The organism is Candidatus Erwinia haradaeae (assembly GCF_900698855.1).
GTDB classification, from domain to species: Bacteria; Pseudomonadota; Gammaproteobacteria; order Enterobacterales; family Enterobacteriaceae; genus Erwinia_E; species Erwinia_E haradaeae_F.
Genome location: NZ_LR217698.1, coordinates 287,325 through 306,380, shown reverse-complemented (window position 1 = coordinate 306,380; position 19,056 = coordinate 287,325). Strand labels below are relative to the sequence as shown.

The 19,056-nt window shown below is 29.2% G+C and carries 11 protein-coding genes; 6 read left to right on the top strand and 5 right to left on the bottom strand.

What is annotated here, in order from left to right:
- Positions 1-2,141: 2,141 nt before the first annotated feature.
- Entirely contained in the window at positions 2,142-2,768 is a 627-nt protein-coding gene (gene yfhb, locus HACICURT3053_RS00890; protein ID WP_157991883.1) for a phosphatidylglycerophosphatase C, read from the bottom strand.
- A gap of 432 nt (positions 2,769-3,200) precedes the next feature.
- Complete coding sequence (locus HACICURT3053_RS00885; RefSeq protein WP_157991882.1) at positions 3,201-3,539, bottom strand: Grx4 family monothiol glutaredoxin; 339 nt, start codon at positions 3,537-3,539, stop codon at positions 3,201-3,203.
- Positions 3,540-3,981: 442 nt separating this feature from the next.
- Between HACICURT3053_RS00885 and galU the strand changes: the two genes are divergently transcribed.
- Positions 3,982-4,890, top strand: a complete 909-nt coding sequence (gene galU / locus HACICURT3053_RS00880) for a UTP--glucose-1-phosphate uridylyltransferase GalU (RefSeq protein ID WP_157991881.1) — start codon at positions 3,982-3,984, stop codon at positions 4,888-4,890.
- A gap of 1,315 nt (positions 4,891-6,205) precedes the next feature.
- Here the strand turns inward: galU and pgm are convergent.
- Positions 6,206-7,846, bottom strand: a complete 1,641-nt coding sequence (gene pgm, locus HACICURT3053_RS00875; protein WP_157991880.1) for a phosphoglucomutase (alpha-D-glucose-1,6-bisphosphate-dependent) — start codon at positions 7,844-7,846, stop codon at positions 6,206-6,208.
- An 879-nt stretch (positions 7,847-8,725) separates the two neighbouring features.
- Between pgm and HACICURT3053_RS00870 the strand changes: the two genes are divergently transcribed.
- Both HACICURT3053_RS00870 and HACICURT3053_RS00865 read left to right on the top strand, forming a co-directional pair.
- Entirely contained in the window at positions 8,726-9,853 is a 1,128-nt protein-coding gene (locus tag HACICURT3053_RS00870; RefSeq protein WP_157991879.1) for a glycosyltransferase family 4 protein, read from the top strand.
- A gap of 3 nt (positions 9,854-9,856) precedes the next feature.
- Positions 9,857-10,978 carry a glycosyltransferase gene (locus HACICURT3053_RS00865; protein WP_157991878.1) on the top strand — a complete coding sequence of 374 codons (1,122 nt, stop codon included), beginning with the start codon at positions 9,857-9,859 and terminating at the stop codon, positions 10,976-10,978.
- A 599-nt stretch (positions 10,979-11,577) separates the two neighbouring features.
- Here HACICURT3053_RS00865 and ubiA read toward each other — a convergent pair.
- Positions 11,578-12,441, bottom strand: coding sequence for a 4-hydroxybenzoate octaprenyltransferase (gene ubiA / locus HACICURT3053_RS00860; protein ID WP_157991877.1), 864 nt, complete (start codon positions 12,439-12,441; stop codon positions 11,578-11,580).
- 1,073 nt (positions 12,442-13,514) lie between these two features.
- On the opposite strand from ubiA, the gene clpP reads away from it, so the two are divergent.
- The 3 genes from clpP to HACICURT3053_RS00845 all read left to right on the top strand — a co-directional run bounded on the left by clpP (position 13,515) and on the right by HACICURT3053_RS00845 (position 16,977).
- Positions 13,515-14,099: an ATP-dependent Clp endopeptidase proteolytic subunit ClpP gene (gene clpP, locus HACICURT3053_RS00855; protein ID WP_157992295.1), complete on the top strand. Its 585-nt coding sequence runs from the start codon at positions 13,515-13,517 to the stop codon at positions 14,097-14,099.
- Positions 14,100-14,219: 120 nt separating this feature from the next.
- The gene (clpX, locus tag HACICURT3053_RS00850; RefSeq protein ID WP_157991876.1) at positions 14,220-15,485 is read left to right on the top strand and encodes an ATP-dependent protease ATP-binding subunit ClpX; all 1,266 of its coding nucleotides are present in this window, start codon (positions 14,220-14,222) and stop codon (positions 15,483-15,485) included.
- A gap of 826 nt (positions 15,486-16,311) precedes the next feature.
- Positions 16,312-16,977, top strand: coding sequence for a DedA family protein (locus HACICURT3053_RS00845; RefSeq protein WP_157991875.1), 666 nt, complete (start codon positions 16,312-16,314; stop codon positions 16,975-16,977).
- A gap of 237 nt (positions 16,978-17,214) precedes the next feature.
- On the opposite strand, the gene HACICURT3053_RS00840 is transcribed toward HACICURT3053_RS00845, so the two are convergent.
- Positions 17,215-18,948: a proline--tRNA ligase gene (locus HACICURT3053_RS00840; RefSeq protein WP_157991874.1), complete on the bottom strand. Its 1,734-nt coding sequence runs from the start codon at positions 18,946-18,948 to the stop codon at positions 17,215-17,217.
- Between the last annotated feature and the right edge of the window lie 108 nt (positions 18,949-19,056).

The window sequence follows — 19,056 nt, the reverse complement described above, 5'->3', positions numbered from 1 at the left end:
CTGTAATATGACCTTAGTGATATTTAATCTGACTTCATAAATTAGTTCAAATATAAAATATTATTTAATATAATAATATAGATTTTCTTTCTAGAAAATGTATATTATCTTATTTTTATAAATCCAGATTAAACCATCCTATGCTAAGACTTAAGATCAATAATTCTATATAGATTATCTTTTTACTATGTCTATTTATAATTCTATTAATCCGTCATGTATAATATATCTATATCTTTTCCTTATGATTGCATTATTAATTTAACTAAAATAAATAAAGCTTACAATAGACCAATTATCATCTGATCACAATATGGCATATTTATGTAAATTTCATTCTAATTTCTAATGAAATATATCAACATTACCACTGATTTGCTTTATGCCTAAAACAAATTAATAACTCATAAAAAACTTACCACCTCTAAAGTAACTAAACATTCCTGTGCATATAAAATTTTATTAAATAAATAGGAAATTAATATTTGTATTATGAAGACCCTATAAAGCTCACATAAAATTATATCATTATGGAATAATTGTAAGTTTAATATATTATATTTAAATGCAATATTGTAATTAAGAATAAAACAATCCAGCATGGATATGCTTACTATATTAAAAACAAGAATATTTTACCTTAAATACAAATCTTACTATTTAAATAAAAACAGATTACATAACAACTTTCAATATAATTACGCGCCTTCTTCTAGACCAGATATTAAAGATTCTAAACATGCTTTACACAAAGTTATCAATCAACTAACAAATAACTTGATGTATATAAATTTTCCATTAATATGACTTATCTCTGATTAAATTAGAGATAAAATAATAACGAAATTATGCCTATTTCTCTTCTAGCAGAAAATAAAACTTATAAATCTACTTTTCTATGCTAATCTAAAAAAGTTTTCGTATAATCTATTATAAGAATGATAATACAAAATCTATTTCTTGAGTATCTTGATAGAATCTTCATTCTAAAATGAATTTAGTAGTTTTATTCTTCCATTATCTAGTCAATGTAATTCATGAATAAAGCAATCAATATTTCTAAAATAAATATTAATTTATCTCAACAACAATTCTCGTTAGCGAATCACATTGCTACCAATACACTCATCTCATATAGTATTTCATAAACATTAATATACTCTTCCTCAAAATATAATTCATCCACTTGCAACAGTTTCTAATTTTTTTTTAAAACCATTAAAAGAGATTAAATGACCTATAAAACTTGAATATCAATATTTTCTATGACCTAAACCTAACCTTTAAATTAAAGATAGACAAAATAGACTATGATCTATTTCTTCATAAAACAACAAAAGAAGAAGTATTTAATATGTATTATAAAATAATCATTAATATTAGTATAAAAAACCTTCATTAATCAGAGCCTATCATATATAAATAAAAATAACACAAAGAACTCCAACCTATTAGGCACGCCTAAAACTTTGTAGGCACACTTTACACCAATCAGTTCTATGCTTTATATTAAAATACAAATCTCAATCAAAATTTAAGGACTTTACTATAATACATCTCATTAATTTTTACATAAATCAGTCTAAATACTATGTCTATAGTACATATAGTTCTGTGGTATTAATACCTGAATCATGTTATCTAACATTTCTAATCTTTCTAAAAGAAATTATCATATAAATTAGTGTTCATCTAGTTTTCATTAAATCCAATCACATTAAATCACTATATCAAAAACCAACTCCTACCTTTAAAATAAAATATTTTAAATTAAAACAAAATAAAATTGATTACATATGTTACAAGAATTAAAAAATTACTAACTAGTTAACATCTAATACTAAAAGTATTCTCATAAGATGTAAGTAAAATTAAACACAATTATAATTACACTAAGCAGTCGTAAATATAAATATGTTTATATAAACAATATATTATTGTAAATTTTTACTAAATCACGAAATATAATAAGAATATCATGTCCAAACAAATGATAAAAATACCAAAAAAAATCTAAATATTATGATATTGAAGATATGATAATAAGAACCATAAATAATACAAAAATCTAAACTTTTAAAAAAAAAGAAAAACTGATTTTATATAAAAAACTATGATACATTATAACATCCATAGTTTAGTTATTTAATCTTTGTTAACTCCCCTGATGAAGAGATACGGAAAGCATTTCGACAAAAAAATAATAAAGGATCATCCATTTTACTATCGCTATAACCAATTTTAATATTTAAAGGTTTACCAAGTATTAACTCCAATTGTAACACTTTTTCATATCCTACACAACGAACTAAAAGTGCTCTTCCCCCACAAAACCTTACCATCTGGCTCGCAAGAAGTTTTACTCGAGGAAGAAAATACGAATTACCATATACGATCTCTACGAGACGCCTAGGTGAACCAGTAATTAACCAAACTTCAGTGTCTACAGAAGAAATATGCTGTATTAGATGTTCTTGTACTTTCGGAAAAGGAGTGAGGTACTTCCTAAACCAATTAGCAAATTGCTCTTCTCTCTTTGTAAGAGTGGATTCACTGTGTCCAAATGTAATAGACCAAAGAAGAAGACTTGTTAACCATCGCGATGAATAACCTTGTACTAAAAAAACGCATCCAATTATAGGAAAAATAAAAATTAGCAAAAAACAATTCAACGGTTGACGCCATAGAAGCCATAATATAAAAGAGCCAAACATATCTTCTCGATGTAACGTACCATCGAGATCAAAAAAGATCACACGCTTTCGCATCGACTAACCACAATCCTTTAATCCTATTTAATTGTATTAAAAATACTAACAATATAATCTATATTAATGAAATATATTCTTATTAAAGAAGCGTTATATTATAAAAAATACTATTTTTTAAGGTCTTTTCCTCCTTAATAATTAATATCATTCAATCGATTGACTATATTGTCAATTATGTAAAAATTATGTTAAAATATATCTCTTTAGTGCTATCAATCTCTTAGATGCATATAACTTTTAATCATAACAATAAGATTACATGATTAAAATCCAATTCAATAACAATCCCTTAAATAAACTTTATGTGTTTCGCTTATAATTATTGCATCTTTCATTACAATAATAGTCAATCATAATATTATGTTATGTACCTTTCGGTAAAACTATCATGCAATTTAAAATTAAATGATCTATAAAATAAATTCTTCTCTATTCTTCTAGAGAAGCAGTTCTCTTACGAAGAGTGTCTTTAATTAACTTTTGCAGTTCACCGCTTTGAAACATATCTATGATAATATCAGAACCTCCACACAATTCACCATTAATCCATAACTGAGGAAAAGTTGGCCAATTTGCATACTTTGGCATCTCAGAACGAATATCCGGATTCTTCAGGACATCTATATATGCAAAGCGCTCTCCGCATGCTTCTAGAGCCTGAACAGCTTGAGCCGAAAAACCACAACTTGGCAGTCGAGGAGAGCCTTTCATATATAACAGAATAGGGTTCTCAGAAATCTGTCTCTGAATTTTTTCAACAATACTCATTTATTATCTCCTTAATTGTTAGAATAGATATTAATATTTATTACATACTCATGTTTTAATAATATATTTTTGTACATATACAATAAAAAAATACTTTTAGTCTATTTTAGACTACTTCAAAGCTCCTAAATCATTTAGAAACCATCGTATTATTACCATAGTGTGACAATATCTGATGCCTAATAGTAAACCAAATTTTATAAAATTTCAATTCTATTGACTATAACCACACTCAAACTAGACTCTTCTATACTTATACTCCAAAATAAGATAATAATGATCATGCATAATCTAAGTAAAATTTATCTAGTACTAAATTAAAGAGCCACTAAACCTAATCAACAATCTACAAGAATTATAATCCTAATGCAAATTATGTTTATCTTGTCTTTATTTGTTATAAGATGATAAAACCTCAAATAAGTTAAAAAGAGTAAGCACCATGTCTCAATATAGTCAAAAAACAATCAAAGCAGTTATTCCAGCTGCTGGACTAGGAACACGAATGCTCCCTGCTACAAAAGCAATACCAAAAGAAATGTTACCATTAGTTGATAAACCACTTATTCAATATATCGTAAATGAGTGCGTCTCTTCTGGTATCAATGACATTGTTCTAGTGACAAATACATCTAAATTTTCTATCGCAAATCATTTTGATGCTGATTTGCAATTAATAACTACACTAGAACAGCACATTCAAAAACAACTCATAAAAGAAATCTACTCTATCTGTCCTAAATATATTAATATTATTCAGGTTCGTCAGAAGATAACTAAAGGACTTGGAGATGCCTTGAGTTGCGCATGGCCAGTTATTGGATATAATCCGGTTGTGGTGATTCTTCCTGATGTTATCCTAAGTCAGCATGAATCAGATTTATCAAAAGATAACCTAGCAAATATGATTGAAGTATTTCATCAGACAGGATACAGTCAAATCATGGTTGAACGAATGACGGATGTCACATCCTATGGTGTGGTGGACTGTGGAGGAACACAATTAAACCCAGGTGACAGAACTTTCATAGTAGATATAATAGAAAAACCCACAGCAGACAAAGCGCCATCAAATCTTATAGTAGTAGGACGTTATGTACTTTCCAAAGAAATCTGGCCTTTGCTATCTAAAACACCTATTGGCTCTAATAATGAAATTCAACTCACCGATACACTTGCAATGCTAATAGAAAAAGAAAAAATTGAGGCATATCATCTAAAAGGAAAGAGCTATGACTGCGGTAACAAACTGGGTTATATGCAAGCTTTTGTTGAATTTGGAATAAACCATCAAACACTTGGAAATGATTTTAGGACGTGGTTAAAAAAGACCATAGAGATAATTAATTAATAATATCTATTATTTAGATTAATAATCATTGCAATATTTATTGCACCAATTCAAGATGCTACAAATTTTAATTTTGTACTATATTAAATGTGGATCAAAAAAATATTAATATAATATGTAATTATTATTTATGTTTATATAGCTCATAACTATATCAATTATTTCGGACTATATCCTTCAACTTCTTATACATGAAGATAAAAAATAACTTCAACTCATATATCATATTTAAATATAATCCATTTTAGAAGACAAGAAATGTAATACCCCATAAAACAATATTACAAACGTTAAAATGCATATACCATTACTATAAACACTAAAATATTTGAAAAAATAAATAGTTATAATTACATACCTCACGTTACAAAAATATGGATATAATCGATTCGTACGGACTCTCTTTGTGAATTACTCACAATCATAAAATAAGTTTATTACGTCAGAAAACATGCCTTATTAACAATATTAATGAACTTCTTATGTGAAAACTATATATCCGTTACATATATTCTCTTTCATTCGTAACTAAAATTTATTGTTTATTTAGTTGATAAAGCAAAAATTCCTAATAAGAGAAACAAAAAAAACTATTAATACCCTAAAACTCCATCATTATCTATTTATCAAGTCATAATTTCGAATAATAAAACAATTCAATACGATTGAAGATTATGACCAATAAAATTATCACCTAATAATATATATTAGATTCTATAACCCTTTATAGAATAAAGCCTAAATTAATAAAAAACAACACGTCTATCAATCCAAGTTATACTGCTCTAATGAAAAAAACTGGAAAAACTCTTAGAATAAATCTAATATAAAAGTATTAAATTGTAACTATCATTAACATAAGATATCGCACCTATAACAAAACAATTTTTAATCATCTCTTTTCAATAAATCTTCTATAAAAATATATTTTTAGAGTGATCTCTAATAAATCATTATACTATTACTTTATACCTATAAAGTAATATTTTATAAAATTTAATAAAAATACTTTTATACGATATGACCTAATAGAACTACTCGCTTTTTCCTTACTAAAACTAAACATTTTATATATTGATATCTTAAATAATATAAAAACCTGAATCATTTAAAACTTCGTGATTAACTAACTATTATTTATTTGAAAATCACTTTTATAAATAAAATTAATCTTCAAATAATTTGTTATGAAAATTAAATGATTAGAACCATTTTATTTATATAAAAATTCTAAAAAATTAAATAAATTAGTAATTAAATTATATAAAAAGATCATAATAACAATTACCTTACTAATTACTTCATCGTTATTTTATCAAACACAATGAATAAGAGATCTAACCATCTCAAATACTTCTTCTTCTATTTTTCTTCGGTGATTCTCTCCAATAAAACTTTCACAATAGATTTTATAAAAATCTTCAGTACCAGATGAGCGTAACACAAACCAACCATTCTTAGTCATTACCTTCAGACCACCAATTGCCTCATCATTGCCAGGCGCAATGACTATACTGTTAATAATTAGATCACCCGCTAACACATCAAACCTAATCATATCAAGTGATAATTCTGATAAAAAATTTTTTTGTATCGATGTAACAGGAACCTGTAAACAATTATAACTAAATTCACCAAGGCAATTAACAATCTCATTGTAGTATTGTTGAGGATTTTTACCGGTAACCGCCATAATTTCTGCTGCTAACAAACACATGATAATACCATCTTTATCAGTTGACCATGGTTGTCCATCAAAACATAAGAATGAAGCACCTGCACTTTCTTCACCACAAAAACCTAGGGTTCCATTAGACAAACCATCGACAAACCATTTGAACCCAACTGGAACTTCTATAAGCTGACGATTCAAATCATGAACTACGCGATCTATCACACTACTAGAGACTACCGTTTTTCCTACAGCAAGATTTTCCCCCCATAGAGGCCGATGACGAAATAGATAATGAATAGCTACTACAAGATAATGATTAGCGCTCATCATTCCATCAGAAGTAATAATACAATAACGATCATAATCTGGATCATTAGAAAATAATATATCAAATTGATTACGCACTGATAATAAACCTGCCATAGCAAGTTTTGATGAGCAGTCCATGCGGATAACCCCATCATGATCAAGATGCATAAAACGAAATGTTTGGTCAATCGAATCATTAACAATAGTTAAATCAATCTGATAAAAATCTGCAATACACTGCCAATATTTAATGCCAGATCCGCCTAAAGGATCAACACCAATCTTTAAATTGGCCTTCTGAATTGACGGAATATCAATAATCTTCGACAAACCCTCAATATAAGACTGAAGTATATCCTTTTCCTCTAAATAACCACTTGCCAATACCTGCTCAAAAGGCAAGCGTTGTACTTCTTTTAATTGATCTTGAATTAAAAAATTAGAACGAACTTCTAATATTTTTGTAAATTGACTGTCAGCGGGCCCACCATTTGGTAAATTATATTTAATTCCACCATCTCCTGGTGGATTATGTGAAGGAGTAATAATGATCCCATCAGCTTTTAAACTAACTTTTTTATTGTGTTCAATGATAGAATGAGAAATAGCAGGCGTAGGAGTATAATCATTTTCCTTTTGCAAAATGACATTAACACCATTAGCAACGAGAACCTCTAATACTGAATACATTGCTGGCTCTGACAGAGCATGCGTATCTTTTCCTACATAAACAGGCCCAGTTATACCTTTTTTTCTACGCTCTTCAGCAATAGCTTGAGTAATAGCTAGAATATGCGTCTCATTAAAACTATACCGCACAGCGCTACCACGATGACCAGAGGTTCCAAATTTGACTGCATGATCTATATTACCTAATTGAGGATGAAAAAGATAATACTGAGAAATTAATTGCGCAATATTAATCAGATCACTTTGTCGGGCTGGTTGACCAGCTCGAAAGCTATAACCCATTTCGTACTATTCCCTAAATATTAAGAAACGAAACATATCATATAAATTAATAGAACTTTAACCTCTTTACATATATTTCTTACCCAGTGACCAAGAGATTTTTAGAAAAATATACTTATAATATTAAATTTTTGCGATTTAAAAAATATATTATGTAAACATAAATCTACATAAAAATATCTTATAACTAAGATAAGTCCTATAAAATCAATAACAAGTCTATATTAATTATAGAATTTATTTCCATAAATAATTAAAATTTTAAGGTTGAGCTTATCATAGGCAACCATTAATAAAAGACTAAGATCTCTTAATGACCATATAATGTCGAAAATACATTTTATTCAACCTAACAGATGTCTGCTTGTTCTATCAAACATTCTTATTATAAGATCCAAGGAATACTGATATTGTTCTCGATATTAATCGTTCCTGCATCAACAAAATAAAGAAAATTTTTTTTCATCTTTCAATACCTTTTAAAATAAAATATTCTATTATATGAACTCTTCCCCGTGAGTAACAGTTCAAATAATTCTTAAAATTGATGAACGTTATCTTACGAATAAAATGCATTTTATCTCTTATCCTTACTGTGCGTTGAAATAGAAAATATCTTATTTAAAAAAAATCATTTTTTATCAGAACCTATTTCTCTAATTAATAACAACCTTAATCATTGAACATATAATATATTATACCTTATCTGACTGAAAACTAATACCATACTAAGTTGAATTAATAAACTTAGAAATCAATCTTATTAATTAAGACGTAATGACTCTACCTAATCTAAAACCTATCTATTCTAAAAAATAAAAACAATATCTTAAATTTTATATGACACCAAAACTAAATTATATACTAAAATCATCCATTATGAAAAATATACAACTTGTAATTGTTAGACAACAACATCGCTTTGATGGCGGAGCAGAAAATTTTATTACCAACATACTAGAAGCCTCAGGACTTCAAAAACTTAATCTGCATATTATTGCACGAAAATGGCCGAAAAAATATCTCACACACTCTACTTTTCACCCATGTAATCCAATCAAATTAGGACGTATAAGCCGAGAGCGAGGCTTTGCAAAAGCCGCTCGTACACTCTGGAAGCGAAAACACTTTAACCTTATTCAGAGCCATGAAAGGATTTCGGGATGTCATATATATCGCGCAGGAGACGGTATCCATCAAATCTGGTTAGAACAACGTTGTCGCATACTACCTAAATGGCGGCAAAAAATACTACTTAGCAGTCAATTCCATAATTATATTATGGAAGCTGAAAATAAAATGTACCAAGCACCAGAACTTAAAGCAGTGATATGTAATACAAAAATGATAAAAAAAGAAATTATTGAAAGATTTGGTCTAACTAGTAATAAAATTCACGTTATTTATAATTCGATTAATACCAAAAAATTTATTCCTGCTAATGAACAAGAAAAAATCAATATTCGAAAACAACTCCATCTCCCATTACAGTCGCGTATACTCATCTATGTTGGCTCTGGTTTTGAACGTAAAGGACTTGCAGCTGCAATCCATGCAGTAGCAATGACACACTACTATCTTATTGTGATTGGAAGAGATAAAAAAGAAGAAAAATACAAAAAAATAGCTAATGAACTTGGCTGTACTAACCGTATTATGTTTGCTGGAATAAAACATAATATGTGCCAATGGTATCAAGCTTCAGACGGACTCATTCTTCCATCTCTATACGATCCCGGTCCCAATGTGATTCTTGAAGCGATGGCTTGTGGCTTACCAATTATTACTTCCACTACTTGCGGGGGTAAGGAATTTATAGAATCTGGTAAAACCGGCTATATTTGTGATGCACTTAACATTCCTTCAATTAGAGATGCCATTATGGATCTCCCGCCGTCGACATATTCTAGCCATATAAGCAACTATATACGGAAAAAAACTATATCACTTTCTTCTGATCATCTAACTCAAAAACTAATATCTCTTTATCAAACAGTTATGGACTAACTTATGCGCATTCTAATGATTATTGATGGCCTTCCAGGTGGAGGAGCGGAGAAAGTCGTTCTCACCCTGTGTCAAGGAATGAGAATATTAGGACATGAGATTAGTCTCTTATCATTACGCAATATTTGTTACTATCCGATTCCTATCGGAATCGGATATCAAGTTTTGGAAACTTTAAATCATCCCTTTTCTTGGCTAAGATTCTTAACGAAATCTCAACAACAAGCATACCAGCTCAGACAAATTATTCAAAAAAAAGAACAGAATGAAGGCCAGTTCGACTTAATTTTTTCCCATTTACACCACACTGACCGTATAGTATCCTCTGCTAATTTACTTTCTGGTAAAAAAATATGGTACTGTGTGCATAGTATGCTATCAACATCTTATTTAAACCATCGACATGGACTTAGTCGATGGATCAAAAAAAGAAAAATTATGAAAGTATATCAAGGAAAAAATATTTTAGCAGTCTCTAAAGCTATCGAAGAAGATTTAATATACAATTTCTCTATTTTACCTAATCAACTAGCTATAATTCATAATCCATTTAACATTAGTTACATTCTTAATCAGTCTAATAAACATTGTAATCTACCACCAAAACCATACTTAATACATGTAGGACGATTTCATCCAACTAAGCGTCATGATCGATTACTTGAAGCTTATGCGCAATCAAATATACCAGCTTTCCTTGTTCTAGTTGGTACAGGAAACAAAAAACAAGTCAAAAAAATCACAGAACTAATAGAACAACTGAGTATTTCACATAAAGTCATACTCACTGGATTTCAAGACAACCCTTACCCTTTAATTAAAAATGCAGTTATGCTAATTCTGAGTTCAGACAGCGAAGGTTTTGGCAATGTTCTTGTAGAGGCATTACTGTGCGGAACGCCTGTCATTAGCACATGCTGTCCTGGAGGACCAAAGGAAATTTTGACAGAAGCCGGAGAAGATAGAGCGCTGACAGAATTAAATTCTAACTCTCTAGCAAAAAAAATGATAGAAACCTATCTCTCTCCGCCACCTCCACTGAATATCCAAAAGTTAATAAAATATGACTTACTTCCTATTTGTAAACAATATTTAAATCTAGTTAAAATCAACTATAAACTATGAGTTAATAACTTCTATATCTAAAAAAGAATTTCATCTTAATTAAAAGATTAATAATTTATTATTAACAATCTTTATAGTTCTGATTTAGATTTAACAATCAACCTATACGCTCTTTAATTATATTAATATCCAGGTATACAAACTTTTCTTTAATTGTAAACAGTTCAATTATGATTTTTTATATTTTTTTAAAAACTATCAAATTATAGTTTCAATATAAAAAATTAATTTATCTAAAAATACATCTGTAATCCTTTTTATTGTAGTTCACAATGTTAAAATTAATTATTCCAATTAAGCCTTAATATAGCTTTATTGGGATCTTTAACAGATTTTTTTAAACAAACTCAGTAATAATACATGATATAAATTCAAATACAATTTGTATTGTATTAGATACAATATCTATACGAAATTATGGGAACCATCTCATACATAGAGAATCTCTGCTTGATATATCATTACAGTTAACCCTGTGGTTTCTTACCTAATCCAATATTTATTTATAATAATCCATATAGGCAAAATTATAAAATATACCTAATTTAAATAATTCCTATGTAACATTTAAATAATAATTTTATTTAAGATGTTCTAACTTATATACCAAAAAAAATACCAAGAAATAAAACAAATCCAACCCAGTTATTATTAAGAAACGCTTGAAAACAATCTTCTGGATGACGATCTGCTATTAGCATCTGCTGATAAATAAACAATAAAAAAATAATAAAAATACTATAATAAAAACTCTTAGCTAAATGAATTTTCCATCCGATTAATATTAATACGATTAATACTGATAATTGTAAACATCCAATAATCAATTTATCATAACGATTAAATAAAATCGCCGAAGATCGTACACCAACTTTTAAGTCATCAGATCGATCAACCATAGCATATTGTGTATCGTACACCATTACCCAAAAAATATTTGCTAAAAACAATAACCAACAAATTTTCGGAAGACTTTGGGTAACTTCTGCCCACACCATAGGAATGGGCCAACTAAAAGATATACCTAAAACCATCTGTGGTAAATTAGTATAACGCTTCATAAATGGATAAATTAGAGTTAAAAATAAACCAATAAAAGACAAAAAAATCGTTTTTTCATTCATCATCAAAACTAGAGAAAAAGACAAAAAGACAAAAAACAAAAAAAGTATTTTTGCTTCTTTTTTTGATACTAATCCACTCGGGATAGGCCGTTTACATGTACGTTTAATACAACTATCAATTTTCCAATCAACAAGATCATTGACTATACAACCAGCGGAACGCATAGAAAAGACACCTAATATAAAAATAAGGAAAACCCTAAAAGATGGAGAAGACATCTCTGATAACCATAAAGCCCATAAAGTAGGCCATAGTAACAGAAGTAATCCAACAGGCTGATTACCACGAATTAAACTACAGTAAGCTACTAACTTAGTTACTTTGTAAGAAAAGTTCAATAATGAAAATTCCTTCTCCAATATATCCTATACCATAGGATATTAAATAATAAAAATCGGGATACAATAAACGCCCTAGTTCAAAAAATTAGAGAGATATGAAAAACTAACATACGAATAAATTTAAAATAATACCATTATAGATAATATATAAATAAAATAAAATAAATAAGGAGACAAAAGCAACATGTCCTATTTCCGATATTTTAAAAATAAACCAATAGAATTGTTAAATAATATTTTTAATCAAAATCTTCTCTCTTTTTGATAAATCCGTTCAGCTATCATAAAAATATATAATAATATTTGTATTAACATACTATATAAACTAATCATATATTTTTATAAAGATCCTCCCATTATCAAAACTTAATAAGATTTACTTTTTGATCCAAATTAAAGATTTGTGTATCTAAAATTATTTATTTTTCTAAATAATATTTAAAATGAATCATATTCTAATAGAATGTTTAGCTCACTCCATAAAAACAATTAAAAATATCTATCTTAATTTATTGCTAATGGGAAAATCAATAGTATATTGATTCTTATCTAATGGATTAATCATGTATATTCTATCAGATCTATACCTATGCAAAATAGTGAAAGAAATAAGAACTAAATCAAATATTTAAAAATAAATATGCTTAAACGATATACAGGAATCACTTATACACAGTTCTTATATATATCCATTATTTATAAAATGACCCTCCTTCTGAAAATACATCACTATTCTTTCGGAATATACCGGTATGAAAAGCAAAAACTTTTCTCTTCATGATCAGGAGTTTTAAACTCTCTGCCAACAACATAATTTTAAATCATTATATAACATAAAATTTCTTCCTTTAAGTAATTAGACTCTATGATAACCTTGAAATACCCAAGAAAGACCCCAAATAATTCTCATCTAGATATGAAATCTTATAATTATTAACATTTAAACACAAAACTTTCATCGAAGATTTCTAAAATCCTAAACAGCTCTAATATCAATTAATTACTACCCAAGAGTAAACTAGGAGATAACTGTGTTACATAGTCACACCAACGCGAGTACTATAGATTATATGACTTTAATACCAATAGTCATTGAAAAAACCTCTCAAGGAGAACGTGCATACGATATTTATTCGCGCCTTCTAAAGGAGCGAATTATATTTCTTACTGGACCGATTGAAGATTATATGGCCAATTTAATTGTGGCACAAATTCTCTTTCTAGAAGCCGATAATCCAGAAAAAGATATTCACCTTTATATCAATTCTCCTGGTGGAGTAATTACTTCTGGAATGTCGATTTATGATACGATGCAATTTGTTAAACCAGACATAAGAACTATTTGCATAGGACAAGCATGTTCTATGGGAGCACTACTTCTTACATCTGGTACAAAGGGTAAACGGTATTGTTTAACCAATTCGCGAATGATGATTCATCAACCCATAGGTGGTTTTCAAGGACAAGCCTCTGATATTGATATTCATGCACGCGAAATTATCAAAACAAAAAAAATAATGAACCAGTTAATGGCAAAACACACTGGTCAAACTGTTGAAACCATAGATAATGATACTAATCGAGATCGATTTCTATCCTCTCAAGAATCAGTTTCATACGGTTTAGTCGATGCCATTCTCTCTCAGCGCACCTAACAAATCACACTACAATTCATATTGTATACAATTATTATTTTATAAAAAATTGCTACATATTAAACTAGAGATATATTTCTAACCTTGTAGTCAATAGAAAATTATAATAGAGAAAGAATAATGACCAACAAAAACAAAGACGGTTCAGGTGAAAACCTGCATTGTTCCTTTTGCGGAAAAAGCCAATATACAGTAGAAAAACTAATTGCAGGACCTTCAGTATATGTCTGCAATGAATGCATTAATTTATGTAATGATATGATCGATCAAGACAAAAAAAGCGATCAAACAGAACCAGATCCAGCTCATATACTTCCAAATCCACATAGCATTCGTATTCATCTCGATGAATACGTCATTGGACAAGATAAAGCTAAAAAAGTACTTTCAGTAGCTCTTTATAACCACTATAAACGCATTCGTAATGCTAAAATACCAAATCATATTGAACTAGGAAAAAGCAATATTCTTCTTATTGGTCCAACAGGGACGGGTAAAACATTATTAGCAGAAACTATGGCACGCCTACTTGATGTGCCTTTTGCCATATCAGACGCTACCACTCTAACTGAAGCAGGATATGTTGGCGAAGATGTAGAAAATATTATTCAAAAACTACTACAAAAATGTGATTATAACGTACAAAAGGCTCAATATGGAATTATATATATTGATGAAATTGACAAAATATCTCGAAAATTAAATAATCCATCAATTACTCGCGATGTGTCTGGTGAAGGAGTTCAACAAGCCCTTCTAAAGCTAATTGAAGGAACTATTGCATCTGTGCCACGACAAGGAGGACGAAAACATCCACAACAAGAATTTTTAAGTGTGGATACCTCTAAAATCCTTTTTATTTGTGGAGGCGCTTTCTCAGGGCTAGAAAAAGTAATAGCGAGAAGAGTAGATACTGGAATCGGAATAGGTTTTAATGCATTGATAACAGGGCAGTCAGAAAAAATATCAGAAAATAATCTGATCGCACAAGTCGAACCAGAAGATCTTATTACGTTTGGTCTAATTCCAGAATTTATTGGTCGTCTTCCAATAGTAGCAACACTAGATAACCTTAATGAAGAGGAGCTAGTTGGTATTCTGAGAGAACCTAAAAATGCACTCACTAAACAATATCAAGCATTATTTAATATGGAAAATGTCAAACTAGAATTCCTCGAAGAATCTCTCTGGGCTATCGCACGAAAAGCAATAGAACGAAAAACTGGAGCAAGAGGACTTCGATCAATAGTAGAAAATATATTACTAAACATCATGTATGACCTTCCATCCATAAATACAATTGAAAAAGTAATTATCGACCAGTTGGTTGTTGAAGGAAAAAAAGAACCTCTTCTTTCATATAAAGAAGAAAAAGACCAAGAATGACTAATAAAAAATAAACTTCATTGTGAATAAACTCTTAAAAAAATATATGAGTATAGATATGTCTATATAATTACGATATTAGATTTACAATCTAACATTTATTAAAATAAATACAGTATGTCAAACTTAATATTAAGTGACTGAACCTCAAACCAATTAGGAGTAGTGTGATTTTATTAACACTAAAAAGGTAAATCGCAAGTTCTTACTTGTAATTGTCCTATGTTATAAAACATATTAGATCATATGATTTCAACAATCCGTTCTTATTTAATTTTAACAAAGAAATTTAAAATCAATGATTATTATATTCTTATAATTTTTACAAATCGACTAGACCTATCCTTTATCATATTGTGATAAAATTAATTAAATATGTAAAATCAGAATATTTATATTCGTATATTCACCTCTTTAAAATAGCACTATCTACATAGTGTTATCTTATATTATATAAGAAACCAATATATAATTTTCATTAATACAATTACCAATCTAGTCAACTATTGCTGATAACTACTATTCTAAATATATTATTAAAACATTATCTTGTTACTATGTAAAAAAGAATATTAAGGAAGTAGATATAAAACATGCTATAAGCAGATACAATAATACGATTTATCAGTTAAAAATATTAAAACTAATCAGTCATTGTAGTGACATTCATATTCAACCAATTAAGAACAATATGAAAATAACTAATAAAAATATGATTTGATTATACAATAGATATAATTGAAACAATATACAACGAATTACATCCAATCTATATATCTAATAGATAGATAAGCATTCACATCGTCTAGTGGAGCTAATATAACTAATGAGTATCTTAACCTCTCTCATTCAAGCCTTGTGGAAACAAGATTACGTTATCCTTGAAGACCCTACCCTTATTTGGACCCTATATTTAGTTTTATTTTTAATTTTATTTTTAGAAAATGGATTACTTCCAACATCTTTTTTACCAGGTGATAGTTTATTAATTCTCGTGGGTACATTAATAGCTGAGGGAGCAATTAATTGTGTAACTACTTTACTTATCCTGACTACTGCTGCTAGTCTTGGATACTGGGTTAGTTATCTTCAAGGCAGATGGCTAGGAAATACTTATACTGTAAAAAAATGGTTATCATACCTTCCTCTTCAATATCATAAAAAATCTAAAAATATGTTCCATCAATATGGATTATCTGCATTATTTCTTGGACGTTTTATTGCATTTGTCCGTACTATTTTACCTGTTCTAGCTGGGTTATCTGGTTTAAATCATTTGCGTTTTCAATTCTTCAACTGGACTAGCTCATTTCTCTGGGTATTAATTCTTATCATGATAGGATTTATGTTCGGACAAACACCGGTATTTCATGCCTATGCTAATCAACTAATATGTTTGATGATGATCTTGCCTTTAGCAATGATGTTCTTTGGTTTAATTGGTTCCTTATATCTGTTTTGCAGAAAAAAATATCTAATGATAAAAAAATAACATGGATTTTATATTGAAGGCATTATAAAAATAAACAAAAATTAAAAAATATGATAATTATAAAAATTAGCCAAACAATATGTTTAGCATATCACTATTATAGTGTAATCTAAATCTATTTTCATAGATGGTATGTCTAGTTTTATTTGGTTCATTATCGAATAAAAGTATATATATTTCTAACTTATTACATTATGTATAATATGCTTCCATATCTTTATGAAAGATATGCTAGTTCTAATAAGAACTAGATACTTTTTTTAACAAATCTATTAAGTAAAGGACAATATCACTAATTTTTATCATATGTTTTTCATATGAACGACGACATTGGTACTCAACTTCTGAATTCCGAAGATGACGTTCACTAATAACAATAAGATGCGGTATACCAATTAGCTCCATATCAGAAAACATCACACCTATCCCTTCCTTCCTATCATCAAAAATTACATCTATACCTAGCGCAGATAACTGACTATATATATCCTCAGCTATATTTTTAATACGATCTAATTTATGCATATTCATAGGTAAAATTGCTATCTGAAAGGGAGAGAGAGCAGTTGGCCATATAATACCGCGCTCATCATGACTTTGTTCAATGGAAGCCGCTATCAAACGACTAATACCAATACCATAACAACCCATTCTGACAACCTGACGTTGTCTATCTTTGTCTTGTATGCATACATCTAACGCCCGTGAATATTTTTCACCTAACTGAAAAATATGACCCACCTCGATTCCACGTTTAATAAAAATAGTACCTTTCCCATCAGGACTGATATCACCTGTGACAACGTTACGAATATCTTCAATACGTGGTATTGGCAGATCTCGCTCCCAATTAATACCGCTCAAATGCCATCCATCAATATTCGCCCCTGTAATAAAATTATTCATCAAGGACACAGATCGATCAGCAATAATAGGTATTTTAAGACCAACTGGTCCTAATGAGAAAGAATTAACACCTACCTGTTCACGAAGTTCCTCTTCACTTGCAAATCTCAATGGTTTAGCAACAATATCAATGCTTTCAGCTTTAATAATATTTAATTGATGATCCCCTCGAACTAGAAGAGCAATAAATTTAGCACTACTTTCTTTAGAGGCTTGTACTATAATCGTTTGTACTACATCTGTAAGTGAAAGGTCAAATTGAGTAACAAGATCTCTGATATTTGTAACTCCTTCTGTTTCAAATTCACGTTTGATTTTAGTAGAAGAGTTTCGACTTCCAGAAGTCGATATGGCTTCAGCAATGTCTATATTGGCCGCATACTCCGATTCGGTAGACAATGCAATGCAATTATCACCACTTTGAGCTAAAATATGGAACTCATGAGAAATTTGACCTCCAATTCTTCCAGAATCTGCCTCTACCACACAAAAATTCAAACCTATTCTCTTAAAAATATGACTATAAGCATGATACATAGCAGAATAAGTCTCCTGAAGAGAATCCTGCGTTGCATGAAATGAATAACCATCTTTCATTAAGAATTCACGAGATCGTATGACTCCAAACCGAGGACGTATTTCATCACGAAACTTAGTTTGGATTTGGAACAAGTTCAGTGGTAACTGTTTGTATGAACTAAGCTCGTATCGAATTAAATTTGTTATTACTTCCTCATTAGTCGGACCAAGGACAAAAGAACGATTGCTCCGATCAAAAAATCGAAGCAATTCTAAACCATAGTTTTCCCAGCGCCCACTTTCTTTCCATAGATCAGCCGGTTGCACAATAGGCATAGAGATTTCTAATGCCCCAATATTATTCATCTCTTCACGTATAATGTTTTCCACTTTTTTTAATACACGCAAACCAGTTGGTAACCAAATATATAATCCAGATGCTAACTTCCGAATCATTCCAGCACGCAACATTAGGTTATGACTGACCAGTTCAGAATCAGAAGGCTCATTTCTAAGAGTAGAAAGAAGATATTGAGTAGTACGCATAAATTATCAATTTATATAAGAAATGACTAAAGGAATAAAAAATATACTCACACTATATCTTTTATCATTAAAAAATTATATATATTCATGCTATAGTGAATATATCGA